Annotated in this window: 20 protein-coding genes, 8 tRNA genes, 1 rRNA gene, 1 other RNA gene and 1 riboswitch; of the genes, 24 read left to right on the top strand and 6 right to left on the bottom strand. The window is 41.9% G+C overall.

From position 1 onward, the window contains the following. Window positions 1-36: 36 nt before the first annotated feature. From ACZ449_RS11715 to ACZ449_RS11705, 3 genes are all read left to right on the top strand, one after another. Window positions 37-966 carry a DMT family transporter gene (locus ACZ449_RS11715; protein WP_464261180.1) on the top strand — a complete coding sequence of 310 codons (930 nt, stop codon included), beginning with the start codon at window positions 37-39 and terminating at the stop codon, window positions 964-966. A 532-nt stretch (window positions 967-1,498) separates the two neighbouring features. After that, on the top strand, window positions 1,499-3,967 hold the full coding sequence (locus ACZ449_RS11710) for a CoA-disulfide reductase (protein ID WP_464261179.1): 2,469 nt from the start codon (window positions 1,499-1,501) through the stop codon (window positions 3,965-3,967). A gap of 167 nt (window positions 3,968-4,134) precedes the next feature. Continuing rightward, complete coding sequence (locus ACZ449_RS11705; RefSeq protein ID WP_464261178.1) at window positions 4,135-4,686, top strand: HD-GYP domain-containing protein; 552 nt, start codon at window positions 4,135-4,137, stop codon at window positions 4,684-4,686. A 159-nt stretch (window positions 4,687-4,845) separates the two neighbouring features. Here the strand turns inward: ACZ449_RS11705 and ACZ449_RS11700 are convergent, their stop codons facing one another. Beyond that, the gene (locus ACZ449_RS11700) at window positions 4,846-4,992 is read right to left on the bottom strand and encodes a hypothetical protein (protein ID WP_464261177.1); all 147 of its coding nucleotides are present in this window, start codon (window positions 4,990-4,992) and stop codon (window positions 4,846-4,848) included. 182 nt (window positions 4,993-5,174) lie between these two features. Between ACZ449_RS11700 and ACZ449_RS11695 the strand changes: the two genes are divergently transcribed. Next, the gene (locus ACZ449_RS11695; protein ID WP_464261176.1) at window positions 5,175-5,342 is read left to right on the top strand and encodes a hypothetical protein; all 168 of its coding nucleotides are present in this window, start codon (window positions 5,175-5,177) and stop codon (window positions 5,340-5,342) included. A 66-nt stretch (window positions 5,343-5,408) separates the two neighbouring features. On the opposite strand, the gene ACZ449_RS11690 is transcribed toward ACZ449_RS11695, so the two are convergent. Then, a complete protein-coding gene (locus ACZ449_RS11690) occupies window positions 5,409-5,879 on the bottom strand; it encodes a redoxin domain-containing protein (RefSeq protein WP_464261175.1) in 471 nt (156 codons plus the stop codon). Between the two features lie 241 nt (window positions 5,880-6,120). On the opposite strand from ACZ449_RS11690, the gene ACZ449_RS11685 reads away from it, so the two are divergent. From ACZ449_RS11685 to ACZ449_RS11660, 6 genes are all read left to right on the top strand, one after another. Then, window positions 6,121-6,205 (top strand) — tRNA-Leu (locus ACZ449_RS11685). 96 nt (window positions 6,206-6,301) lie between these two features. Then, window positions 6,302-6,378 (top strand) — tRNA-Pro (locus tag ACZ449_RS11680). Between the two features lie 52 nt (window positions 6,379-6,430). Next, window positions 6,431-6,507: transfer RNA gene (locus ACZ449_RS11675), tRNA-Val, on the top strand. A gap of 158 nt (window positions 6,508-6,665) precedes the next feature. Continuing rightward, the gene (locus tag ACZ449_RS11670; RefSeq protein WP_464261174.1) at window positions 6,666-6,941 is read left to right on the top strand and encodes a hypothetical protein; all 276 of its coding nucleotides are present in this window, start codon (window positions 6,666-6,668) and stop codon (window positions 6,939-6,941) included. 258 nt (window positions 6,942-7,199) lie between these two features. Further along, window positions 7,200-7,284, top strand: a riboswitch (cyclic di-GMP riboswitch). Between the two features lie 96 nt (window positions 7,285-7,380). Next, window positions 7,381-7,689, top strand: a complete 309-nt coding sequence (locus ACZ449_RS11665) for an STAS domain-containing protein (protein ID WP_464261173.1) — start codon at window positions 7,381-7,383, stop codon at window positions 7,687-7,689. Next, window positions 7,679-8,587, top strand: a complete 909-nt coding sequence (locus tag ACZ449_RS11660) for a diguanylate cyclase (RefSeq protein WP_464261172.1) — start codon at window positions 7,679-7,681, stop codon at window positions 8,585-8,587. Before ACZ449_RS11665 ends, ACZ449_RS11660 begins: the two co-directional genes overlap by 11 nt. 169 nt (window positions 8,588-8,756) lie before the next feature. Here the strand turns inward: ACZ449_RS11660 and ACZ449_RS11655 are convergent, their stop codons facing one another. Next, window positions 8,757-10,286 carry an ATP-binding protein gene (locus ACZ449_RS11655; RefSeq protein WP_464261171.1) on the bottom strand — a complete coding sequence of 510 codons (1,530 nt, stop codon included), beginning with the start codon at window positions 10,284-10,286 and terminating at the stop codon, window positions 8,757-8,759. Between the two features lie 152 nt (window positions 10,287-10,438). Here ACZ449_RS11655 and ACZ449_RS11650 point away from each other — a divergent pair. The 10 genes from ACZ449_RS11650 (at window position 10,439) to ACZ449_RS11605 (ending at window position 17,175) form a co-directional block, all read left to right on the top strand. Next, a tRNA-Leu gene (locus tag ACZ449_RS11650) sits at window positions 10,439-10,523 on the top strand. 117 nt (window positions 10,524-10,640) lie between these two features. Then, window positions 10,641-10,717 (top strand) — tRNA-Pro (locus ACZ449_RS11645). A 96-nt stretch (window positions 10,718-10,813) separates the two neighbouring features. Beyond that, window positions 10,814-10,888 (top strand) — tRNA-Cys (locus tag ACZ449_RS11640). A gap of 2 nt (window positions 10,889-10,890) precedes the next feature. Continuing rightward, window positions 10,891-11,064, top strand: a non-coding RNA gene (gene ssrS, locus ACZ449_RS11635) — 6S RNA. Window positions 11,065-11,346: 282 nt separating this feature from the next. Next, window positions 11,347-11,421: transfer RNA gene (locus tag ACZ449_RS11630), tRNA-Gly, on the top strand. 239 nt (window positions 11,422-11,660) lie between these two features. Then, window positions 11,661-13,216: ribosomal RNA gene (locus ACZ449_RS11625) — 16S ribosomal RNA — on the top strand. Window positions 13,217-13,363: 147 nt separating this feature from the next. Then, a tRNA-Ala gene (locus ACZ449_RS11620) sits at window positions 13,364-13,439 on the top strand. A gap of 288 nt (window positions 13,440-13,727) precedes the next feature. Further along, on the top strand, window positions 13,728-14,081 hold the full coding sequence (locus tag ACZ449_RS11615) for a DUF3870 domain-containing protein (protein ID WP_464261170.1): 354 nt from the start codon (window positions 13,728-13,730) through the stop codon (window positions 14,079-14,081). A gap of 159 nt (window positions 14,082-14,240) precedes the next feature. Next, complete coding sequence (locus ACZ449_RS11610; RefSeq protein WP_464261169.1) at window positions 14,241-15,836, top strand: N-acyl-D-amino-acid deacylase family protein; 1,596 nt, start codon at window positions 14,241-14,243, stop codon at window positions 15,834-15,836. 28 nt (window positions 15,837-15,864) lie between these two features. Further along, a complete protein-coding gene (locus tag ACZ449_RS11605) occupies window positions 15,865-17,175 on the top strand; it encodes a permease (protein ID WP_464261168.1) in 1,311 nt (436 codons plus the stop codon). Between the two features lie 178 nt (window positions 17,176-17,353). On the opposite strand, the gene ACZ449_RS11600 is transcribed toward ACZ449_RS11605, so the two are convergent. Further along, window positions 17,354-18,316 carry an alpha/beta hydrolase gene (locus tag ACZ449_RS11600; protein WP_464261167.1) on the bottom strand — a complete coding sequence of 321 codons (963 nt, stop codon included), beginning with the start codon at window positions 18,314-18,316 and terminating at the stop codon, window positions 17,354-17,356. A gap of 270 nt (window positions 18,317-18,586) precedes the next feature. On the opposite strand from ACZ449_RS11600, the gene msrA reads away from it, so the two are divergent. Then, window positions 18,587-19,084, top strand: coding sequence for a peptide-methionine (S)-S-oxide reductase MsrA (gene msrA / locus ACZ449_RS11595; protein WP_464261166.1), 498 nt, complete (start codon window positions 18,587-18,589; stop codon window positions 19,082-19,084). Window positions 19,085-19,258: 174 nt separating this feature from the next. Here msrA and cooS read toward each other — a convergent pair whose 3' ends face one another. Next, window positions 19,259-21,385, bottom strand: a complete 2,127-nt coding sequence (cooS, locus tag ACZ449_RS11590; RefSeq protein ID WP_464261165.1) for an anaerobic carbon-monoxide dehydrogenase catalytic subunit — start codon at window positions 21,383-21,385, stop codon at window positions 19,259-19,261. Window positions 21,386-21,600: 215 nt separating this feature from the next. Here cooS and ACZ449_RS11585 point away from each other — a divergent pair, with 215 nt between their 5' ends. Further along, entirely contained in the window at window positions 21,601-22,437 is an 837-nt protein-coding gene (locus ACZ449_RS11585; protein ID WP_464261164.1) for a DUF2935 domain-containing protein, read from the top strand. A 40-nt stretch (window positions 22,438-22,477) separates the two neighbouring features. Here ACZ449_RS11585 and ACZ449_RS11580 read toward each other — a convergent pair whose 3' ends face one another. Next, window positions 22,478-22,795 carry a hypothetical protein gene (locus ACZ449_RS11580; protein WP_464261163.1) on the bottom strand — a complete coding sequence of 106 codons (318 nt, stop codon included), beginning with the start codon at window positions 22,793-22,795 and terminating at the stop codon, window positions 22,478-22,480. A 575-nt stretch (window positions 22,796-23,370) separates the two neighbouring features. Here ACZ449_RS11580 and ACZ449_RS11575 point away from each other — a divergent pair. After that, the gene (locus ACZ449_RS11575) at window positions 23,371-24,099 is read left to right on the top strand and encodes an MIP/aquaporin family protein (protein ID WP_464261162.1); all 729 of its coding nucleotides are present in this window, start codon (window positions 23,371-23,373) and stop codon (window positions 24,097-24,099) included. 394 nt (window positions 24,100-24,493) lie between these two features. Then, window positions 24,494-25,858 carry a uroporphyrinogen decarboxylase family protein gene (locus ACZ449_RS11570; protein ID WP_464261161.1) on the top strand — a complete coding sequence of 455 codons (1,365 nt, stop codon included), beginning with the start codon at window positions 24,494-24,496 and terminating at the stop codon, window positions 25,856-25,858. The last annotated feature ends 61 nt before the right edge of the window (window positions 25,859-25,919 follow it).

Raw genomic sequence — 25,919 nt, 5'->3', positions numbered from 1 at the left:
ATCGACACAACGCATACAGAAACGAGGTAGAAATAATTGGATACTAGTCGCGGCAACAGAGATAGGCATGCTAAAATACTTTTGCTTATCATTACAGTAATATGGGGACTTAATGTTCCGGTAATGAAAATTGGCCTAATGTCTTTGTCTCCGATGGTTTACAATGCGTGCAGGCTTATAATCGCAGCAATTTTATCTGTAGCAGTTCTGCTTATTACAAAAGCATACAAGCCCATGCCGATAGACGATCTCAAAAAAATAGCAATAATTGGTGGGTTTGCTCTTTTCGTTAACCAGGTGCTTATTACATTTGGAATGTCCCAGACTACCGCGGGGAATTCGTCATTAGTACTTGCTACTCTTCCGGTTGAAGTCGCGGTGATAAACAGAATATGTAAGATAGAAGCCATCTCACGGCGTATGACGGCAGGCATTGTAACAGGGCTGCTAGGGGTACTCCTTGTTGTAGTGGGCTCGAATAAGGAGTTGAGTCTGCTTGGTCCTCATTTAATAGGAGCCTTACTGCTTTTAGTCGGTCAGTTTTGCTACGGTTACTATACAGTGTTTATTAAAGAGTTAAATGATAGATACTCTACGTATCAAATTTTTGCTTATATAATGATTTTTAATGCAGTACTATTTCTTATTATTGCACTGCCAGAGCTAAGAGGTATTGACTGGAGTATCATACCAGAGGCGGCTCTGTACAGCATCTTCTTTTCCTCTATGTTTGCTTTAGTCATGGCGAACACGGTGTGGATTTGGGTAGTGGGTAGGTTAGGAAGTACGCAAGCATCACTGTCTCAGTATTTGTGCCCAGTTGTATCGATTGCTTTTGCATGGGTTTATTTGGACGAAACTCTTGGAGTTCTCCAATTGGCTGGGGCTGCGGTGATTTTATTGGGCTTGTACCTAACTTTACATCACTCGCGCCTGCAGACTGCAAAAGAAGCAGTGGCAAAATAGTAAAGGATTCTTGGGACGGTTATTGACCTGAATAAGACTATGATAATCTAGCATCGAGAAAAATCTGGGAAATACATGGGGCCCAAATTGAGTTTAAAGAGATAAGTATTTTTATACAATTGAAAATTAATAAAATAGTATAGAATCGATAAAATAACCCCGTAGGCGAGCCGTAATAGGCTTACCCTATGGGGTTTAGCTTTATGAGTTCAAGGTTAAGTGGACAATATTTGTTGAGAATTTCTTTTTTAGGGTTGATTTTAAGGGAAAACTAGTATATATTAGTATCAAGACCCCCCCGTAGGGGGTGGGTTGTTATCCGCGATATGTCTAACAGGCCATATCGACCATATATTAGATGCAGATAATAGTAAACTTGATGGCTATTCATGTGCGCCCTGTCTGAATAGTTATCCGGCTAAGGCATTACAATATGATTGGCAACCTACAAAGGAAGCAGCTCAAAGAGTTAGTACGGTGAATGCAACATTCATGTATGTAGGAAATATATATTTTGAAGGAGGAACTTTTAATGGCTAAAAAGATATTACTAGTTGGCGGAGTTGCTGGAGGTGCATCGGCTGCCGCAAGACTCAGAAGATTAGATGAAACGGCCGAAATCATTATGTTTGAGAGAGATCAACATATTTCCTTTGCAAATTGCGGTTTACCATATTATATAGGACAAAGCATCAAAGAACGAAGTAAGCTTCTGGTGCAGACGCCGCAAAGTATGCAAGAACGATTTAATATTGATGTGCGAATTCATAGTGAAGTAACTAAACTTAATCCTGACCGAAAAACGGTAACAGTGAACAGTAAAGAACGAGGCATCTATGAAGAATCCTATGACTATCTAGTATTATCACCGGGAGCTAAAGCGATTAGACCACCCATTCCAGGAATTGATAGCGATAAAATTTTTACTTTAAGAAATATTCCGGATACCGACATTATTAAAAGTTTTGTTGATCAACAGGGAGTCAAGCAGGCTGTCGTTATTGGCGGCGGCTTTATCGGTGTGGAGATGGCGGAAAACCTAAAAGACCGGGGGCTAGAAGTAACCATCGTAGAAGCGGCGCCTCATATCTTGCCACCCTTTGATACTGATATGGCAGTTGTTGTTGAAAAGGAATTAGCGGATAATGGCGTAAGGCTATTACTAAATGACGGTGTAAAGTCCTTTGAAGAGAAAGTCAGTAATATCGAAATAGTATTAAACAGTGGTAAATCACTTACTGCTGATGTGGTTATTCTAGCTATCGGAGTAACACCAGACACTGGGTTTCTCAAGGACAGTGGTATTAAATTAGGTGATAGAGGACACATCATTGTTAACGATAAATTGGAAACTTCTTGCCCAGGTGTTTATGCCGTAGGCGATGCAATTGAAGTTGTCGACTTTGTAACGAAACAAAAGGTGGCAATTCCTTTGGCCGGTCCAGCTAACAAGCAAGGAAGAATTGCTGCCGATAATATTGCAGGACTAACTTCCACTTATAAAGGTACGCAGGGAACCTCTATACTCAAGGTTTTCAGTCTAACAGCCGCAAGTACAGGTAGTAACGAAAGAACACTTAAACGACTAAATATTCCCTACAAGGTAATCTTCGTGCATCCTGTATCCCATGCCTCCTACTATCCGGGCGCATTGCCTTTGTCGCTAAAGCTTATTTTTAATGAGACAGGTATCATTTTGGGTGCGCAGGCAGTTGGCTCTGACGGCGTAGATAAACGTATTGACGTAATTGCTACTGTAATTCGACTTAACGGAAAAGTATCGGATTTGACAGAACTTGAACTTTGTTATGCACCGCCGTTTTCTTCGGCCAAAGACCCTGTGAATATGGCCGGATATGTAGCAGAAAATGTTTTGGCAGGCCGTGTAGAAACATTTACCTACGAAGAACTGGACAATTACGATAAAGAGAGTACACAATTACTGGATGTAAGAAGTGAACTTGAATTCCAAAATGGCCACCTGGAAGGAGCCGTTAACATCTCTGTAGATAATCTAAGAAAAGAATTAGACAAACTAGATAAAAATAAACCGATCTTAGCTTACTGCCAGGTAGGTTTGCGGGGATATATCGCTTCTAGAATTTTAACCCAACATGGATTTAACGTTAAAAATATGACCGGCGGCTATAAATCGGTTTCTGCATTGCGCTTCAAACCAGGTACTACCACTGGTGACTTTGAAAATAAATTAGTTGTAGATCCAGATACACAGCGTATCAAAGAAGAGAACTTACAAACAAAAGAGTATGATAAATTCTTGGATGCGTGCGGTCTAAGCTGCCCAGGCCCTTTAATGCAGGTTAAAGCATCTCTTGACGAAATGAGCAACAATCAAATCCTTAAAGTAGTTGCTTCCGATCCTGGGTTCTATGAAGATATTAAAGCTTGGTGTCAGCGAACTAATAATGAGTTATTAGATGTGAAGAAAGAGGGGAATACCATTGTAGCATTTGTAAAAAAAAATAGTGATGCCAGGCATATAAATAAGCCAGTTGACAACTTGCCAGTCAAAGACAACAAAACCATAGTTGTATTCAGTGGAGAACTTGACAAAGCTATGGCTGCCTTTATCATAGCCAACGGCGCCGCTTCGATGGGGAAAAAGGTAACTATGTTTTTCACCTTCTGGGGTTTAAATATTTTAAGAAAAACCGAACATGTTCCTGTAAAGAAAGGGTTTATCGATAAAATGTTTGGTCTAATGATGCCCAAGGGCAGTAAAGAGCTAAAACTCTCCAATATGCATATGATGGGGATGGGGAGTAAAATGATGCGAATGGTGATGAAAAACAAGAACGTGAGTTCACTTGAAGACCTTATTAAAGCGGCGCAAGACTCAGGGATAGAGATAGTTGCTTGCCAAATGTCCATGGATGTTATGGGGTTACATCCAGAAGAACTACTTGACGGTGTTAAGTTTGGTGGTGTTGGTTATTATCTTAATGAAGCAGAAGATTCCAATGTAAATTTATTTTTATAAGCGTCAGTTTCTTAGAAAAATAGTGCAATATGCATTGTACCAAATAAAGGGAACACAACTGAAAATTGTGTTCCCTTTATTTTTTGGCGCGAATATTATATGGTACCAACTTTTCTGAAATCCCTTTTAATACCCGGTTCACCCGGTTCCATAAGGTGGTTGCATATATGATGATTGGTAATGCCACGATATCGTTTGAAACACAAGGACCTTCTAATCAATCATCCATTAATACTCATGCAGTTCATGTTGAAAAAATTGCGTTATTGTTTGGTAAAGCTATAGGATTAAGGGCTCAAGCTCTATCAATTTTGAGTTGGGGCTGTTTTTTGCATGATGCTGGAAAAATTTATCTTCCCCAGTCATATTTTGAACAGGCTATCCTGTCGCCTGATGATTATGAAGAGATAAAAAGACACCCTGGGCTTGGATATATTGCCCTGAGGAATATCGATTTTAATAAAGATGCATTGGAAATTGTGCTTTATCATCATGAAAGATATGACGGAACAGGCTATCCATTTGGTCTTAAAGGGGAAGAAATTCCGTTAGCCGCCAGGATATGTGCTCTTGCAGATTCCTTTGAGGTGATGTTTTGGGGACGTAATTATCAAAGGTATAAGACTTATCCGGAGATAATTGCTGATATCTCTGCAAATTGTGGTACACAATTTGATCCGGAACTAGCCGATAGATTTATAAAATTTTTAGACCGGTAGTAGTAATTCAAACTTACCTTGGTAAAAGGGATATGAAACTAATTTTATGGAGAAGAGTAAATAAAAACATTTGAAATGCATAAACGGCGACTATTAGTCGCCGCTATGCATTAAAGAAGGATACAAATAGGGAGAAGGCGATTGATCTATTTAAGAACGTTACCGTTTGCCGCCGCAGCCACCACCGCAATCTTTTTCATTACGGCGTTCTTCTACGTTAGCTAACTCCCGGGCGAATTCGAGGTTCTTGTGGTTCCTCTCATTACGGCGCTGTTCGTTATTTTCATTCCGGTTTTCGTTTTTCATAGAATCACCTCCAATAATATTTTACCCTTATGAAGGACAATAATAACTGGTAAATTCAGAAAATTATCATGAATTTAATCTTATTATTGGGGCAATTGTTATCATTCCTTATCAACAAAGACTAAAGTTACCAGGGCCGAAAAGCTCGATATTGGAAATACTATCGTAGGAGGTGTTTTAATATGGGTAATATTTACGACGACAACTCGAAGTCAGCTCACGGTCCAAATGGTCTAGAGCAACGGCAGCAGGGACCCTACGGAGGTAAGGAAGCCGATCATCTTAGCAATAAAGACGCTGGACAAGTTTATCCGCAAAAGAAAGATATAAAAGCACGGCCAAAACAGTAGGCAAAAGGCAAGAGATCGTCCAGAATCAAGGAATGGTCTCTTGCTTTTTGCCTGTCTTTAAGAAATCTATTTACTGGTAGTACTTGACAATACGTCTAAAACCTCATTAATGTCAGGCAACTGTGAGGAAGGGTAAACTTTTATCCAGCTTACTTTGCCGTTTTCATCGATAACGATGTTAGCCCGTTCGGAATAGCCATCTTGCTCACGAAATATTCCATAATCCATGGCGACCTTGCCATGTGGCCAAAAGTCGGCTAGAATGCGTACCATCTTTAACTGTATAGCCTCAGCCCACAGTTTTTTGCAGGGTGTGGGGTCAACACTAAAGCCCATGGGTACAGTGTTGAGGTTTTGGAAGGCCTGATAGTTAGTTTCAAGAGCGCGCATTTGATCGGTACAGACAGGTGTCCAAGCCAAAGGATGCCAAGAAAGAAGTACTTTTTTGCCGCGATAGTTTGTTAGAGTAACGTATTGTTCGTTGTTATCAGTCAAAGTAAAGTTTGGCGCCTCATCGCCAACGGTAATAAGTTTCATAACGCAACCCCTTTTTTGATTTAGTTACTTGTAGCATACCCTAAAATGCAGGATTGCTATGTGTAAGTTCTAAACGGCATGGCTCTGCTCAGGACGGCCGACGTTCAGTTTGAGGTAGGGCTGCCGGTCACAAGGAGTCAACTACTTTTCGATTCAGGCCCTACTAAGAAAAATGATTGAAATTATCGTAATACCAGTTGACAATAATGAAAACAACTGGTATAGTAATAATTCCGAGGACGCGGGAGTGGCGGAACTGGCAGACGCACTAGACTTAGGATCTAGCGCCGTGAGGCGTGCAGGTTCAATTCCTGTCTCCCGCACCATAAGCAGCGAACCAAGTTTTTAGAAGCGATAGCGACGCGAAACCTTGAGTGAATCGCTTAGTTCTGAGCGGTAGCGAAGAACATCCTATAACACGTCGGGGCGTGGCTCAGTTTGGTAGAGTACCTGGCTTGGGACCAGGGGGTCGCAGGTTCGAATCCTGCCGCTCCGACCAATACAACTATTGATAAGATACTATTATACTGATCTGAATAATAAATTCATATGGGGTTATAGCTCAGTTGGTTAGAGCGCTTCGTTGACATCGAAGAGGTCGGCGGTTCGAGTCCGTTTAACCCCACCAGTGCAAACCAGAATACCATACCAAATAAAGCCATCACATCGTGACAGCTTTATTCCCCGGCCCCGGCTGGGGATTTTTTAGTTTATGGCGGAGGGGGGGGGCAAGCTCTCGTAACTAAGCGCTATACCTGGTCATAAACTAAACTGAGGTGAAATGAAATGTCCGAATTTGAAAATATCGGAGCAAGTGAGCTTGGATTAATTTCTGCAGTTTTGGGTATAGCGTTAGCTTATGATAAAACACCCGGAGAACAAAACGTCCTGGGTAATTTTATTATTGGAATAGGTTGCATTATTTTAGTGATAGCTTCTCAGACTGAATATTTAAATAGTTTAAAAGAAAAACAAAATGTAAATGAGGATAGTTCAGAAATTAAAAAACAAATTGAGGATATGCAAAAGCAAATCAAAAATATTATGAGCAAGACGCAATAATATTAGGATTAGTTATTGATAAGAGCTATTTATTTCCGCTTTTTATAAGCTTGTCAACAACGGCAGAAGCTCAGACCACAGCAAATATGATTTGGGTGCAGGTGAAGAGTGGTGATGTGCAATGGCGTAGGGTGCAACAGGCAAAAATGATTTCGTGTATAAGCACTGTTAGTGATTATATATATAGTTTTAAAAAAATTACGCATAATTTTTTGTTCTAAGCAGGATTCTGAAGAGTTATGTAGAATAATGCAAAAAAAATAATATTGGCAAACCTCCTGAAAAGGCGGGACGCAAAGCCATGGGTCTAAAGATTTTAATCTAAGATTGCCAGGTTGCAGCATGAAGTTAGCTGAAACTGGCAATCTTTTATTATTTCTATGGGATATTCTTGTAAGTATAAACAGGTATTTTGTACTTATTCTTTGGGGGTGGATTGGTGAAAGAAAATTCTAACTATGTTGTGGTTACTATTGGTCCCGAATGTCTTGCCGTCAATGCTGATTGCGTTCGCGACAAAATCTACAGCTTTTTTACAGGTGAAGCTACAGCTATCTGTCTTGATTTTAATGATACTCTTTATATGGATGCTGCTGGTGTTGGAATTATTGCCGCAGTAGTCTTTGAAGGACGACGTAAAGGTGTCAACATATCAATGAGAGGAGCCACGGGTTCGGTACTGGATATGCTTACGTCAACGGGATTATATCGATTATCTTCGTGGAGTGAAAATAACTTTGGAGTGTGAAACGCAACGTATTTTAATTGTTGACGACACAAAATTAAGTAACCAAATCATGAAGGATATATTAGGTAATGATTACGATATTCTTGTTTCGACATCGGGTGAAGAAGCCTTAGTTTTAGCTGCTTCAGAGAGTATAGATCTTATATTGCTAGATGTTGAAATGCCAGGAATGGATGGTTATGAGGTATGCAGAAGATTAAAGAAAAATCCTTATACCAAAAACATCCCAGTTATTTTCGTTTCGGCTGCTAATGATGTTCAGCATGAAACAAAGGGACTCGAAATAGGGGCCATTGATTATATTATAAAACCTTCTAATCCCGCTATTATAAAGGCACGAGTAAAAAACCATTTGGAGCTTAAGAAATATAGGGATATACTAGAGCGAATATCTCTAATAGATGGATTAACCGGTATAGCTAACCGTCGCCATTTTGATCAGACACTAGAAAAAGAGTGGAGACGTGCATTACGTCATAGAGATATTTTATCACTAGCTTTAATTGACATAGATTTTTTTAAAAAATATAACGATTATTACGGACATCTCGCGGGAGATGAGTGTTTACAGAAAGTGGGCAGCATTCTAACCGAATCGTTAAAAAGAGCCAGCGATCTGGGAGCACGTTATGGCGGAGAAGAGTTTGTTATTCTTCTCCCTTCAACGGCCAAAGCTGGGGCGCTAACAGTTACGGAAAGAATACGCAGTAATGTAGAGGAGTTAAGAATTTCACATGAGATGTCAAAAGTGGCCAAACATGTTACTGTGAGCATTGGGGTGGCCGCCATAAGACCAGAATTAGATAAGGTTCCTTCGGAGTTGATCCGGCAAGCTGATTCTGCTTTATATCAGGCGAAAAATGCTGGGCGGAATAGAGTTTGCACCGGATCAGATTGAATATTTTGTGGGTGCTTGAGTCGGCTTTAATGTTCGCCTAGATTTTGGTTTAGGCGATTTTTCGTTACGAGATGGGGTTAAAATAAAGAGATCATTACACTATGAAGCATACACCATAGAGACCACAACAAGGTTAAATATATAAATTCCATTTCAAATTTGCTCCTTACTATTCCTTGTTGCTGGGTTTATTAAACTTCACAAAAAAGGTTGTTCCATTTATATCAGTTTTTACTTTTATTTTTGCATTATGCCGTTCTGCAATTCTGTAACAAACTGGTAATCCGAGACCAGTCCCATTATCTTTAGTAGTTAAAAAAGGAGTTCCTAACTTATCTAAAATATCTTTGGGAATTCCTTGCCCCGAATCTTTTACAGACAAAAATACTTGTTCCTCATCAAGGCCTGTTTTGATAACTATTGTGCCTTTAGATGACATTGCTTCTTCTGCATTTCGCACTAGATTCATCAGAAGCTGTCGTATTTCCTTCTTGTCCAAATCCAACTCAGGAATATTACCTAGTTCGATTTTAATCTCGTTTCCTCGGTGAAGTGCGTCAGCTTGTAAGAGGGGAAATAGCATTTGAATGATTTCGTTCAAATTAGCATGCTGAAAATTAACAGCTTTGTTTTTTGCAAGCGATAAAAATTCGGTGATAATTAAATTGGCTCTGTCAAGTTCCTCAATCATCGTACTAAACTGTTCCTTGTGTTCGGCGTATTTGTCCTTCATTCCGAACATTTGCAGATAACCGCGTACTGTTGTAAGGGGATTGCGAATTTCATGTCCAATGCTGGCGGCCATTTCGCCAACAATGTTGAGTCTGTCAAGACGTTCTATTTCATTTTCTAGCTTCTTTTTTTCTGTAATGTTACGCCAAGAAACGGTGACTCTTTCATTATCCAGCTTGAGTACCTTAATGTCGTATACTTCGATAGTATTTGGCGTTTTCACATTGGATAAATAAAACGAGTCTATTTCTAAAGGTTCTCCAGTCTCGACTACACGACAATACATCTTAAATAAGCCTAATTCTACACAATTCGGAAATAGCTCATGCATTCCCCTTCCAACATTTTCTTCCTTAGTAATTTTATGATCTTGGCAGCCTGATTCATTGATATATTCGGATCGGAATTCAATAATTTGCCCGTTATCATCACGCTCAGCACGAAGAACTGCAAAACACTCTAGCATACTTTCAAGGTATTTTAGGAAACGATTTTCGGTCTCTTTTAGTTTTTCTTCTTCCAGTAGTCTACGCTCGGTAATATCTTCGCATACAGCTAAAGCACCAACAATAACTCCATTGTCGTCACGTACGGGACGGGCACTCCACAAGCCAAACTTGCGAACGCCATCATTCCACACAAATTCTAGTTCTTCACTCTCAATCTCTTCACCAAGCCATGTTGCGCGTTGAATCGGCATTTTTTCTGGCAATAGTTCCTGTCCATCACGCAATATCTTCAAATATGTTATATTTGATGCAGAATGAGAAAGAATACTCCAATCATCAATTCGCAGAAAACTAGCTGCCTTGGGATTATGCCTAATCTCTTTGCAGGAAATATCTGTAGTAATTGAAAGCCCGATAGGCATCATATCAAAGAAACAGAAGCTAGATTCATCTCCCGAGAAAGTCTTATTGACGAATGTTTTAAACTCTGGAGAATTGAGCATTTCAAGGTTTGACATTATTTACCTCGCTGATGAAAAGTTATTAATTTCTTCGATCTTTCTCGTGGAAATTCCTTCAAATAATTCCATTTATTAATATAAATACATTGAATTGTTGTGTACCAGTTGACAATAATCGAATCAGCTGGTATAGTATTAATTCCGAGGACGCGGGAGTGGCGGAACTGGCAGACGCACTAGACTTAGGATCTAGCGCCGTGAGGCGTGCAGGTTCAATTCCTGTCTCCCGCACCATAAAGCTTAAGCATAAGCAGAGAACCATATTGTCGCGAGCTGTAAGCGAAGAGAGAATATGAGTGAATCGCTTAGTTCTGAGCGGTAGCGGAGAACATCCTATTATAGTATAATATTCGGGGCGTGGCTCAGTTTGGTAGAGTACCTGGCTTGGGACCAGGGGGTCGCAGGTTCGAATCCTGCCGCTCCGACCAGATACCATTATAGATCAGAAAACTGATCTTTTTTATTGCAAAATAATTAATTGACATAACTAAAACGATCTGATACAATAATAAATCCGAAATGATGGCGATATGGCCAAGTGGTAAGGCTAAGGTTAGCAAGACCTTGATCCCCTAGTTCAAATCTGGGTGTCGCCTCCAAAAAATGCCTAGAATGCATGTTATCTTAGCTATGTCCAACCTACTTTACTATATAGGGAATCTAATGGTATGTAGCTGTCGAGCCACCTTGTAGTGGAGGGCAAAAGCATATCTCAAGATGCCCACCTGCTAGATGCAGGTTTGGACATACAAAGAGACGACATTTTGGGCAACTAATAATTAATAACCAATAAATTGCATTTGACGTAATAACAGTAACGTGGTAATCTATAAAAGTCGCTGTGAGCGGCGGAAATTATTGGCACAAATAATCGTGTTGACATAACTTAAATTAAATGTTATGATATGCATCCGTCACAAACACTGACGAGGTGGTCTCGGACAAATCGTGTCATCCGTGCACGTCGCTCCTTGAAAACTAAACAATGTAAGTAATGCATCATAAAATGCCAGATGTGCGAGTGGCTTTAGAACCACTCAATCAATTAGTAACGGATGCGGAAGTAGCTCAGCGGTAGAGCATCGCCTTGCCAAGGCGAGGGTCGCGAGTTCGAATCTCGTTTTCCGCTCCAACAAATACAGAGCCAACAAATGGCTTCATATAATGTAGTCACTCTGTGACTTTGAACTTGTCCAGATGGAAAGTATAACTTTCCCTGGATTGAACGACTAAGGCTTCTGCCGGCGTCCTGACGGACTTGGCACAAGCCAAGTCTTATCTTATGCCTGGTGCGTCGGTTAATGTAGTTTGTCTACTTTAATTAAGATAGCTAATGGTATTTAAGTTTGTAAGCTCATAGACGGCATACCTTTATTGGAGAGTTTGATCCTGGCTCAGGACGAACGCTGGCGGCGTGCCTAACACATGCAAGTCGAACGGGGAGTTAGTAATAACTCCTAGTGGCGAACGGGTGAGTAACGCGTAGACAACCTGCCTCTAAATTGGGGACAACACCGCGAAAGTGGTGCTAATACCGAATGTGGTATCTTAGTCGCATGACTAGGATAAGAAAGGTGGCCTCTATTTATAAGCTACCGATTAGAGATGGGTCTGCGTCTGATTAGCTAGTTGGTGAGGTAATGGCTCACCAAGGCAACGATCAGTAGCCGGTCTGAGAGGATGAACGGCCACACTGGGACTGAGACACGGCCCAGACTCCTACGGGAGGCAGCAGTGGGGAATCTTCCGCAATGGACGAAAGTCTGACGGAGCAACGCCGCGTGAGTGAAGAAGGTCTTCGGATTGTAAAGCTCTGTCGTTTGGGACGAACGTATCTTGTGTGAATAATGCAGGGTAATGACGGTACCAAAGGAGGAAGCCACGGCTAACTACGTGCCAGCAGCCGCGGTAATACGTAGGTGGCAAGCGTTGTCCGGAATTATTGGGCGTAAAGGGCGTGTAGGTGGATTTTTAAGTCGTGTGTCTAAGTGCGGGGCTCAACCCCGTATAGGCGCAGGAAACTGGGAATCTTGAGTGCAGGAGAGGAAAGTGGAATTCCCAGTGTAGCGGTGAAATGCGTAGATATTGGGAGGAACACCAGTGGCGAAGGCGACTTTCTGGACTGTGTCTGACACTGAGGCGCGAAAGCTAGGGGAGCGAACGGGATTAGATACCCCGGTAGTCCTAGCCGTAAACGATGGGTACTAGGTGTAGAGGGTATCGACCCCCTCTGTGCCGCAAGCTAACGCAATAAGTACCCCGCCTGGGGAGTACGGCCGCAAGGTTGAAACTCAAAGGAATTGACGGGGGCCCGCACAAGCGGTGGAGTATGTGGTTTAATTCGACGCAACGCGAAGAACCTTACCAGGGCTTGACATTGAGTGAAAGACTAAGAGATTAGTTCCTATCTTCGGATACACGAAAACAGGTGGTGCATGGCTGTCGTCAGCTCGTGTCGTGAGATGTTGGGTTAAGTCCCGCAACGAGCGCAACCCTTATCCTTTGTTGCCAGCGAGTAATGTCGGGAACTCAAGGGAGACTGCCGTCGACAAGACGGAGGAAGGCGGGGATGACGTCAAGTCATCATGCCCCTTATGTCCTGGGCTACACACGTACTACAATGGGCTTAAACAAAGCGAAGCAAGACCGCGAGGTCAAGCAAAACGCATAAACAAGCTCTCAGTTCGGATCGGAGGCTGCAACTCGCCTCCGTGAAGTCGGAATCGCTAGTAATCGCAGGTCAGCATACTGCGGTGAATACGTTCCCGGGCCTTGTACACACCGCCCGTCACACCACGAAAGTTGACAACACCCGAAGCCGGTGGGGTAACCAGCAATGGAACTAGCCGTCTAAGGTGGGGCCGATGATTGGGGTGAAGTCGTAACAAGGTAGCCGTATCGGAAGGTGCGGCTGGATCACCTCCTTTCTAGGGAGAACCGTTCGGCGTAACAACTGAACTAACTTCTAGGTCGGTACATCTTGGCAGATGAACACTCTTACATTGTTTAGTTTTGAGGGAGCTACCATCTTCCATAAGTTACTTGTTGAAGATCGTAAGTCTAATATCAATTCTGGGGGCGTAGCTCAGCTGGGAGAGCACCTGCCTTGCAAGCAGGGGGTCAGCGGTTCGATCCCGCTCGTCTCCACCATATAATCTAGTGACGATAGCTGTGGGAAGGAAGGTACTCATGTACCTTTGAATGTTACCAAATTAACACCTGTCATTTACTGAAAAGGTAAGTGATGGGTGTTTTTTATACAGGAGTATGTCCAAGAAGATCACATTGATTTTGTAAAAATTCTTGTATTGTGTATACATCGCGGAGTATTGCCCTTTTGGAGAAAAATAACATTGACATACAATGGGGAAATTTGTTATTATTTAAAAAAGATGATAACCTATTAGAAAATTCACTCATAAGCGGGTTGATGATGACATGTTTCCTAGCAATACAGTTTATTTAATTGGTCTTTCAAAATCTCAGCTCAATAATCCGATAACTTATCAATATAGTAGATTTGTAATGTGCTTTATTGTAGATAGAGATTCCGGCATCATCCTGACTTGTTCCAGTACCACCGTGATGCAAGCTACTGATCAGTTTTTGCAGAGTATCTTCGTCGGGAAAAACATGTTGACAGATATAGAAATAATAAAAAACGAAGTAGAAAATCGATATTTTGGTGCTTCCCAGAAAGCTATTATCGTAGCCTGGCGTGATGCACAACGGCGTTTCCAGAATATCCAAAAGGGTATTACTGCCGGGATGACAGATTTTAATTGGGATTGAAAATCTTATATAAGCTGCTTCATTTATTGTACGTAATTGAAACCCAGCATGATAGAGCCTTCTAGCAAGGCTGTATCTTGTTGGGTCTTTTTATTTTGGAAAGGGGGGGTAATAACTGATAGGCAGGTAAGCTAATTTCATTACAGAGAGGTGTTATTCATGTATTCTGTTATTATTCGCGGTGGCCAAATTGCCGATGGATCTGGTACTCCGTTGTATCAGGCGGATATCGCCATTGAAGAGGGCCGCATTGTTGCCATTGCCAAGAACATTTGTGAATCTGCCGAGACAGTGATTGACGCAGCGGAGCTGGTTGTGGCACCAGGTTTTATCGACATACATACTCATACGGATTGTACCATTTCCCATAACCCATTATCTGATAGTAAAGTCTTACAGGGAGTTACTACAGAAGTAGTGGGTAACTGTGGTATCGGTTCTTTCCCTGTAGCGCCGGAACGGGCTAACCAGCTGGCCCAGTACTTGGCGATGCATGAACAGGAGTTAACGGGTGATGATCTGACATGGTCAGACTTCACACAATATGCGCAGCATTTGGCCTCACAGGGCATTGGCGTCAATCTTGCCCCGTTAGTAGCGCATGGAACATTGCGCATAGCAGTAGTAGGCTTTGAGGATCGTCAACCCACGGTACAAGAGAATAAAAAAATGTGTCAGTTACTACAAATAGCCTTGGATCAGGGGGCTTGGGGACTATCAACTGGGTTGATCTATCCGCCGGGAAGCTTTGCGCATACTCCAGAGTTGATTTCTCTAGCCAAGGTCGTGGCAGCAAAAAGTGCATTGTTTACCAGTCATATTCGCGGTGAGAGTACAACCTTGATGGAAGCTATCGATGAAATGATTGCAATTGGCGAGCAAAGTGGCGCCCGTATCCAAGTATCTCATCTAAAAGCCATTGGTCAAACCAATTGGGGTAAGGGTAAGGAAGCACTGGATAAAATTATAGCTGCCCGTGCCAAAGGGATCGATATTGCGGCTGACCAATATCCATATGTTGCATCTAGTACTTCACTTACAGCGCTAGTGCCGCAGTGGGCGCATTCAGGCGGGGTGGAAGCTCTGATGGAGCGCCTGGCCGCGTCCCAGTTACATGATTGTTTAGTTAGTGAAATTGGGCTGGAAATGAAGATTCGCGGTGGCCCGGAGCGGGTAATGGTAGCCAGTGTAGTATCGACAGATAATGCCCGATTTGTCGGCAATACCGTCAAAGATATCGCCCAAGCGTGGGGCTGCGACGCCGAAGATGCAGTTATGCGTCTATTATTGCAAGAGCGCGGTGGAGTAGGTGCTGTATACTTCTCGTTGTCTGATGATGATGTCGACGCCATAATGGCGAGTGATATAGTGGCGGTAGGTTCTGACGGCAGAGGCTTAAATAGTAACCGCGATGCCAAGAATGCCACGCACCCACGGTCGTACGGTACCTTTGCCCGGGTATTAGGACACTATGTCCGCGAGCGACAACTGCTGCCACTGGAAACTGCAATTTACAAGATGACCGCGCTGCCCGCGAGCCGTTTGCAACTGAGGGATCGCGGACGCATTCAGGTTGGCTTGGCGGCCGATATTACGCTCTTTAATCCTAATACAGTTACGGATGTGGCAGATTTCAAACAGGCGCATCGTTACGCTCAGGGTATTGAAAATGTGCTAGTGAGCGGGCAATTTGTCGTGAGAGAAGGGCGGCTTACAGGTAATACTCCGGGTAAAGTTTTATACAAAGATAGGTAAATAACAGATAATGAGAGGGGATATTGTGATGACAGTAGCTAGCGATTTTAATATCTGGTGGGGATTGTTTGGGCTATTACCGCTGGTCATTTATGTAGTACTAGTGTTCCGTGATGTTGATCCTTTGCCAGCAACGGTGATTTGCGTAGTTATCGGGGCTATAATATCTGGACAGACGTTTGTATCTTTTGGGAATGTCATGGCGAAGTCGATGGGGTCTTTCTTAGCGTTAGTCGGATTGATTATTATGCTAGGACGAGGTCTAGGTGAAGTGTTAACAGCTACTAAGGTTAGTCACACTATTGTGCACAAGATTATTTATGGCATTGGTGTAGATACCGAAAAGAAAGCTATGTTAGGGATCATGCTATCATGCATGGTAGTTATTGGTCTATTAGGGACCATGGCCGGGGGTAATGCTATTTTGGCCCCTATCGTCTTACCAATTGCGGCAGCAGTGGGGCTATCCCGTAGTACTGTGGGTGTCATATTTCAAGCGGTAGGCGAAGAAGCGCTCATCTTGGGGCCATTCACGCCACCGGTAGTAACTTTGCTAGGTCTTACCAAGATTAATTATGGTGATATGCTCTTGTTTGTTTCTGGGCCTATTGTGCTGATTTCCATGACTGCGACATGGTTCATGTTACAGCGAATTCAGAAGCAAACCAAGGACTCTGATGCATACGTACGTCAGGAAGGCTTAGAGAGATTTGTACCGACTGCCGAAAACAAAAGGGCTACATTCGCATTCATATCGTTATTTCTCGTTGCCGTTATCTATGGTATTGTAATTAAAGCAGCAACCTCGTTCATAATCATCGTTATGTTGGTACTAGCAATTATGACTGGGTTAGTCGGGGGCTTGAAATTCAATCATATTTTAAACTTGATTGTTAAAGGAATGGCTGGTAATGTCGGCTTATTTTTACTGTTTTTGATCTTAGAGCCCTTTATCTTATTTATTGAACAATCTGGGGGATTTCAAGCACTGGCAGTTATACTTGGGCCGCTGGTCGAAGTCGGCGGCAAGTCCGCAGTGGTTTTGGCAGGCGGTCTGATTGGTGCCTTTGGCATTTCCGGTGCGACGGTAGCTGAACTCAAGATGCTCCACGAAATGTTTTTACCGATGCTCAACCAATATGGGGTTTCCATGTTGGCATGGTCAGTTGCTTTGGTTATAGCGACCCGGGTTACTAACTTTATTTACCCAGGTGCAAATATGTTTAGTTCCATGGGATTTGCAGAGTCAAAAAATGTTAAGTACATGATTAAAAATGGTGTAGTTATCGCTTTGTGTCAAACCATCTTCTTGTTCATCTATGCAATGCTAATGGCATAGAATATGTTAAGTAGGGGACGGAGCACGGATACACCTATTTGGACTAAGTAGCGACACAGGTCGCTTTTCTAATTAACTCCTCGTTACACTGCGGAACGTTTGTTCTATAATAACGACAAACACACGTTCCGTGGTAAGGAGGAGCTTTTTTGAAGGGGAAGAAAGCATTGTCAATCTGTTACTCTACCAAGTAGAGAAATTTTGCCACGGTGTCATAATAATCCTCCTTTCTATCGATAACTGCTTTACCATGCACTACGTTTGGGAAGGTAAGTATATCCCGATAACCATTCACTGCCTGGTACAAGTTGTGGCTCATAGTAGGAGGGACTAGCGTATCTGCTTCTCCATGAAGAAATAGAATAGGAGTAGTGACATTCGTTATAGTTTTAATAGGTGAAACTTCCTCATAAGAAAAACCCGATTGGAAATAGGCTACTACACTGGCGTAGGTAACAAGAATTTCTATCCAGTACGGATTTTTAGAATGCGTAAGGTTAACCATCTTCTCAGTTATTAATGTTTTCAAATCATCATAGGCGCTATCGGCAATGTAGAATTTCACCCGCTTGGTAGATTCGTTTAGTGGTGCATGCATCAGTGCTGTCGCGGCACCCATTGAGACACCATGTACACCTATCGTGCTTTGCGGATTTTTTTCCAAAGCCCAATCTATCCATTGATCAAGATCATATTTTTCATAGTAGCCCCAGGATACACAAGAGCCGCCACTTATGCCGTGTGCACGTGAATCATAAAGTAAAAGGTTATAGCCATTACTTAAATACATATCTTTGTAATGAAGTCCCATATTTTGTGTGGCTGATATGCCGTGAAGAATGATGATTGTTTTATTTGAAGGTATTGGATTTGGGATGAATGTCCCCTCAAGAGCATAGCCATACCGGGAGTATATCCTAATCGGCTGCCAGCCTAGAAATTGCACGCCGTATTTAAGTCGGGATTGCAAGTTCTTATAACGTAGAAAATCTAACCTAGTATTTAATACACAAAACTCATTATGAAAGGTTATTCCGCCTAAGAGAAAAATCATATTAAAGATAATGAGTAGCCATAGCACGAGACATATAGCCGTTGAGATATAAACTTTGCGATTTAGTGTTTGTAATGGAATATCCATATATAGTGCCTCTAATTTAGAAGGATTGTTATGAATAATAAGTGGTGGAAGGACTCGCATCGATACTACAAATAGGGTTCCAATTTTAAATGTAAAATATTACAGCTTGCTTCTAAAAAAGCGTTAGATTGTCTTGAGGTTCCACAATGGACGGGGGCTTACAGGTATAAAGGAAGCTGAAGTTACCATCGATGAGAATAGGATATAAAAGGCTTGTATAACCTAAAATGAACTGATTGAATTTCACTCAAACTAGGAGGAGCGATCATTATGAAGAAAATATGGCTTGCAGGGGGTTGCTTTTGGGGTGTTGAAGCCTACTTTATGCAACTTAAAGGCGTTTTAAGTACAAGCGTTGGATTTGGACAAGGAAGTACAGAACAGCCCACATATCGACAGGTTTGCACAGGAACTACAGGGCATACTGAGATCTGTGAAGTTACTTATGATGACAAGATATTGTCTTTGCAGAAAATATTAGAATATTACTTTCGCATTATTGACCCAACAACACTTAACCGTCAAGGTCCTGATCAAGGCACACAGTATCGAACGGGTGTGTATTACGCAGCGGAGAATGATAAGGAAGTTATCATTAATTTTATTGAAAAAATGCAACAACACTATACTGATCCAATTGTGGTTGAAGTCGAGCCAGTGGGATGCTTTTTCCCTGCGGAGGACTATCATCAAAGATATCTCGAAAAGACACCGGGAGGATACTGCCATATTAATTTAGGCTTGGTAAAACCTGACGAACGTAAATAGTCTGTGGATATAAATCAATCATGCGCAGCTACAAAAATGTGACAGGTGCTAGTTATCTCCTGTCACATTTATATATTTTTTACTGTATGGCAATCCGCACAGTCCAATATGGTTCAGTAACCAAAAAAAGGACAGCGACCATAACCGCTGCCCTGTGGGGAAGAGTAATATTTTTTAATGCAATCCTAATTCTTTACGCTTTTTCTCAATGTGATCAACGTAGATTTGTACCGTCTTGTCAGCACTCGTTTCTACTGTAAGTTTGCCAAGTCCTAAGGTCTCGGTTGTTTCGGTCAGTGTTTTGATAACAAGATCACTGCCAGTCACCGAAGGCACTGGTGCCACATGCACCAGCCATCCTAGAGCAATTGCAGTGCAAGCGTCGGCCACTGCCTTTTGCTCAAGGTACTCAGGAGCGCCAATCACGATCGGAAGTTTATTCGTATCGACGTCTAATGCATCGGCAATTTCTTTAGCTGTTTGAGTCATTTTTCCGATGTCCACACAAGCGCCATATGAGAGGACAGGCGGGATACCAAGTGCTTTGCATACTTCTTTCAGTCCTGGGCCGCATTCTTCTGCCGCTTGTGGATTGGTTAGGCCTGTGTATTCCATTACCGAAGAAGTACAGCCGCCTGACAATACCAGGATATCCTTTTCAATTAACCCTTTTGTAATACGAAAAATATTGCTGCCACCTTGACCGTAGCGGGCCGTTGTGCAGCCTACTATAGTAGCTATACCGCGGATTTTTCCACCAGCAATGGCATCAATCAACGGTTTCCATGTACCGCCTAACGCTTCTTTAACGGATTCCGTACTAAAACCAATCATGCAATTTTCCGATACATGGGGCGGAATGTAGACTTCACGGTTTTCCGCTTTGCGTTTAGCAAAAGATTCAATAGCCATATCGAGAATTCTTTCGGCCTGTTTTTTCATTTCTTCAGGCTTAAACTCAACGATCTCGGTGCCGGGCATGCGAATAACCTCATGGGTGCTGACCATTCTGGTACCAAAACGTTCAGCATAGAGCGGCAAGGTCGGAATGGTACAGTTGTAATCGAACATGAAGAGGTCAACTGCTCCTGTGGCAAACAGGTATTCTTCTGATAGCCATTCGCCTTCCTGACCACCATAGGCACTCATTTCACCAGTATCCTTGTAATTTAAGAGCTGCTGGCCTTCGCAGACATGTCCAAGGATCTGCATTCCACTGGCACCGGCTTTTTTTGCTTTCTCCTGCCATTCCGGAGTAGACGCCAGTTCAATAACAATATGAGCAGTCAGCGGCATGTGGCCGTTGGTAATAATATTGACCATATCCTTTTGGAGAAGGCCCATATTTTGTTTTGACGTACGGATTTTGGGGGTGCCCATAAGAATTTCCTGAAGAATATCCAGTGCAAAAAGGCCTTGATATTCGTTTATTACACCTAACCGGACAGAGGTTAGTAAAAAATCTACGGGGTCTGCGTTAAGATTGGTCATACACTTAGTTTGGGCAAATCCGATCTCGCTAAAACCCCCGCCGGGGTAGATACCGAGTTTTCGCCATAATTCCTGGCGTTTGGGTGGAGCAAAAGCCTGCACCATAGCAGATTCTTCCCAGTAAGGTTTACCCATATCTTCAAGGACCCAGTTAGCGAAACTAATTGCTACTTTATTTACATCTTCATGACTGTTTAATCCGGCCATCTCAGCATATTTCAAAAGCTTTTCTTTGTCCCGGATTTTTAGACCGCTCTCAGGTTTCGTTGCAGCTGCTTTTAGTGTGCGGGCAGCTTGTTGTGCATGGAAGATATTGGCGGAAGTCCCGATAGTGACATGTCGATAAACAAAGTTTCTTGACACCATAACATCAGCATCTACGCCGCAATTTCCGCGGGGAGCCTTGGGGCTGATACGGCAGGGGCCGTTTGCGCAAAGCTGGCAGGATAGACCAGAAGAGCAGAATCCGCAACGGATTTTTTCCTGCTGTTCAAAACGATCAAACACGTTAGTCAGCCCTTGGGCATGTACATGCTGATACATTTCCCGCATGGCCGGGTCGATTATAACGTTGAGCGGATAACCTTCTTTACTCTGGTCATGAACCTTAATATGTTCCCGCTGCCACTTGTGGACCTCAGTCATGGAACTAGGAATTTTTTCAATATCATAGTATTTTTTAGCGTTTTTGTGGACATCAAAGTGGTCATCTGGATTATTAGTACCGCTGGCATCACCTTTATTGAGCACCGATTCAACGTCTCCGCGACTTGTGGAGTCATCACTTTTAATTAGGGTAGCTTTAGACATGAAGTAGTGTAACCTCCTTTAAGTTTCTGGGATTAGTTTGGTGCTTTAGTTTAGAATTTATGTCCATAAATCACTTTTTTTCAATTATGACTTCTATACAACACGAGAGGTGTTTTATTGGTTTTGATTATTTATAATTATTTATAGTAGTCCTAGGCACTAAGAGCAGAGCAGATACATAATATGTATTACCAATATTTATGGAGGGATAGAGTTTGGATATTTTTTGTAAAGAAGTAAAGCCTTTTGTTTCAATAAATATGCATCAAATCCGTTTTTGGCTCCGCATTATGAAGGAGCACTCTCTGTTCATAAAGTTAGGGTTACCTTGCGATCAAACGGAATTAATACGCGAAGCAGATCAATTCTATGCGGTATTTGCCGATCTTGAAAAGAAGGCTTGCCATGTCGAAAGTGATAATGATTTTCAATGCTTTGTAGATTTAGTAATGACCGCGGTAAAGAATATATTCTGTTTTAAAAGGCATCTGCTACACTTGTTAATTGAGTGCAAAATTCGTGGTGGCGGCAACTACCCATTATTAATCGACCATATATCACGCGAAGCAATGTATTTTCACAAGATTCTGCAAAAGGCCAAAAATGGTGAAATGCAATATCCTGTTGATTCTATTGTAAGTGAAAACGTATTTTGGCTAAGAATTATGGGCGATCATTTAAAATTTATTCGCGGTTTACTTGATCCTTCAGAACGTGATCTTGTTGATACAGCACATACTTTAAGTGATAAGTTTGATCAACTGCAATTACATGCCCGAGACTTTGATAGTATGCTTTGGCATTTTAGAATCAATAACGACTTTTGGCGTTTCGAAAAAGATGTGACTACTTCCATGATGGAACTTCGTGATTTTAAGACCACGGCTGAAGAATTAATTAAGCAATGTGCAGCAGTATCTCTAATTCCACCACTACTTGCTGATCATGTACGGAGAGAAGCGGAACACTTCCTTGAAATACTTGATGCAATTCAGAGCGAGGGTATGGAATGTAACCAGCACCCAATATGCCACTGCGACCATGAATTTTAATAGCGAAGAAATAGATCTCTATTAGTAAACAGTCCGTGCCTCAATGTGGCACGGACTGCGTATTTACGAATAAGTATTCTAAATACCGAATGTACGCATGTATCAGTGCATTGATTGCACTGATAGCGTGGTTAGCGATGAGGGGAGCAGCCAAGGAAAGGAAAACACTCACGCCGGGGGAAACAGCCAAAAGGAAAGCACTGCTGGCGTGGGAAACAATTACGAGGGAAACATTGGTGCCGAGGAAAGCAACTACGGGGGAAACAGCCAAAAGGAAAACAATGGTGTCGAGGAAAGCAATTACGCGGAAAACAGCCAAAGGGAAAGCACTGGCGACTATTTTCACGTACTTCTTCAAAATCGTTTTCTTCTTCTACTATTTCCGGAGGCTCCCATCGAGGCATAAACATCTTCTCCTTTCTATAGGATTATAAAAGGATTGTATATTGCATAGTATGCTATCCGGTAATACTATGTTCATATATTGGCAGTAGCTTTATAGGGTATAGCTCCAAGTAATTTTTAATTTTATGGATAAGGTATCTTGAAATTAGAAATAAATAATATGGTGAATCTAAAATCTAAGTGCAACACTTTGTAAAACAATGAGAAAAACTCAATGTTTAATCATTCGTTATAATGGAAGTATATTCTAAATAACTTTGTACCGAAAATTAAGTAAAAACGCAAAATAATCACATTTTTTTGATAAGATTAACCTGACACTTCTTAGTAAAAAGTAATAATGTATGAAAAAGGTAATTTTAGTATATTTATTATTACTAAAATATACATAAATATGACAACTATTCACTATATAGTTAGACTTATAATCAGAAGTATAGGTTGAGCATGCTTTTGTAGGAAGGAGGTTTATTTTTAGAGGATTTATTGGAAAAACAATTCCTTATAAAGAAAAAAGGAGGTTATTTTATGACAACTCCATATTTAGGTGAATTTCTTGGTACGGCTGTTCTAATTTTCTTTGGTAATGGTGTCGTTGCAAACTCTTTACTCAAGTACTCTAAGGCAGAAGGTTCCGGTTGGTTTAACATAATTACTGGCTGGATGGTGGGTGTTGCCATGGGCGTATATGTTGCAATTGCCTGTGGTGCACCCCAAGGTGATATTAACCCGGCTGTAACATTTGCCAAATTACTTAACGGTGTATATACGACTCCGGAAGCTATTATTATTATGATTGCGCAAACTGCTGGTGGTTTTGTTGGCGGTTGTCTTACCTATCTGTTTTTCCGGGGGCACTGGGAGGCAACTGAAGATCAGGGTATAAAATTAGGTGTTTTCTGTACAGGTCCGGCCATTCGCAATTATAGTCAAAATCTGCTATGCGAAATTTTGTCAACCACTATGTTTATTTTTGTAATCTTTGCTATGTTCTCCAAACCAGTTGGCGGTATGGCTCCCGGATTTGGACCGTTCATGGTGGCAGTGTTAGTTTGGGGTATGGGTGCCAGCTTAGGTGGTACTACTGGATACGCTTTGAATCCTGCCCGTGATTTGGGACCAAGACTTGCGCATGCTGTTTGCCCGATTCCAGGCAAAGGCTCTTCCGACTGGGCTTATTCCTGGGTTCCTGTAGTTGGACCACTTATTGGCGGTGGTCTCGCGTTTGCCCTCGCTAAAGGAGTAGGTATCCTATAGTCAATCAAGTTTATTAAGGGAGGGAGATTACCTCAAGAAAGGGGTAGTCTTCTTTTTTTGTTGTCTATTGACAGTAAGGGGATAAGGGTTATTCATAATGCTATAGTGAGAGCGTTACGACCGCAGCGATTGTCTAATATTATTTAAATATTAGAAATTTTTTAAAAAAACAGCTAATGGATAGCAGGATTTTTCCAGTGAACCTAGAAGTGTACTTGTGTAGACATGTAGGCGACTATTCAAAAATTAATGTAACATGATTAAATTCACAGAGAGGGGGACGTTTAGTAACGATGATGATTGGTAAACCTTAAGTATAATGACGATAATTCGTTATAAATGCCGCAGGTGCTTAAACAATATATAAATATATAGAGGAAGAGAGTGATGTCAAATGTCCACAGACATGAAAGAAATTTATGAACAACGGTTAGGTAGATATCAGAACACCATTGCATTGGAGCCGGTGGATCGAATTCCAATTGCCATTGGAAGTAATAACTTTGCTGAGTCTTACACAGCCAGTGGCCAAGAAGTTATTTATGATCCACAAAAGTGGCTTCAGAGTGAGATGGATTTCATTCGCGATTATCCCGAGTTTGATGTCTTGCGAAATAACCGTTTCTGGGCTCCGATTTATGATGTTCTTGGTGTTAAAACTTATAAATTTCCCGGACGAGATCTAGCTCCTCATGTGGCTATTCAATTTTCCGAAGCCGAGTATATGCTAGCTGATGAATATGACGCATTAATTGCTAATTCGGGGCAATTTATGATGGAAAAATTTTTGCCAAGAGTATTCAGTGAAATGGACAAAGGTTCAACGCGTTCCCATTTTGCCTTCCTCAAAGCCGGTATGGCACAGGGCATGTACGCTGAAATTATGCGCAATAGATCGATACAATTACAAAATCAGTGCGGTATGCCTCAACCAATGACCGGAGCCTTTCTCGCCCCCTTTGATCTGCTTGGTGACGTTTTGCGCGGTCTAACCGGAATTCTTCGCGATATCCGCCGCCAGCCGGACAAAGTTCTGGAAGCATGCGATATATTGGCACCTATTATGGCCCGACATGCGTTGGCGACTGCCGATCCGCTGCGCCGGTATCCAATATTTGTACCTACGCATAAGCCGACGTTTATGTCACCAAAACAATTTGACACCTTCTATTGGCCTTCTTTTAAGAAAACAATGGAAATGATTATTGCCGCTGGGCATAAAATTAGGCTGTATATGGAAGGGGATTGGGGTAAGCACTGGCATCATATGTTAGAACTGCCAAAAGGCTCGGTAATCTGCGATATTGATGATCAGGGTGATATTTTTAAGGCCAAAGAAGAAATTGGTCATCACATGTGTATCGCTGGCGGCATTCCCAGCCAGATGTTTATTCTTGGTACGCCGGAGGAGATTGATGCCAGGGTTAAACTATTATGTGAAAAGCTTGGTGTAGGTGGCGGCTATATGATGGGTGGAGGATGCTATCTCCCGGTAAATTCCAAACCTGAAAATGTACGGGCCATGGTTGATGCTGTCATGAAATATGGCTGGTATGACAAGGATATCAAGCCCAGACCACTGCCACCATTACCAATCAGCAGCGAAATACCCGGATTAGGTCAGCAGCAGGTTCTTACCCCTTGGGAGGTTAAGAAAACCGATTTGGGTGGCGTAACTGGTGACGAAGCACTTATTCGCAAACCATGGGAAACTATCGAGGGCATGGCCTTCAATTGGTTATGGAGTTGGGCATTTTAATGTAAAAGTTTGGTGAAGCGAGTGGAAAATAATGAGGCCCCTTTAAGATACCGGTGGGTTA

This window comes from Desulfosporomusa polytropa (assembly GCF_055380075.1).
This window is presented reverse-complemented; position numbering and strand designations above follow the sequence as displayed.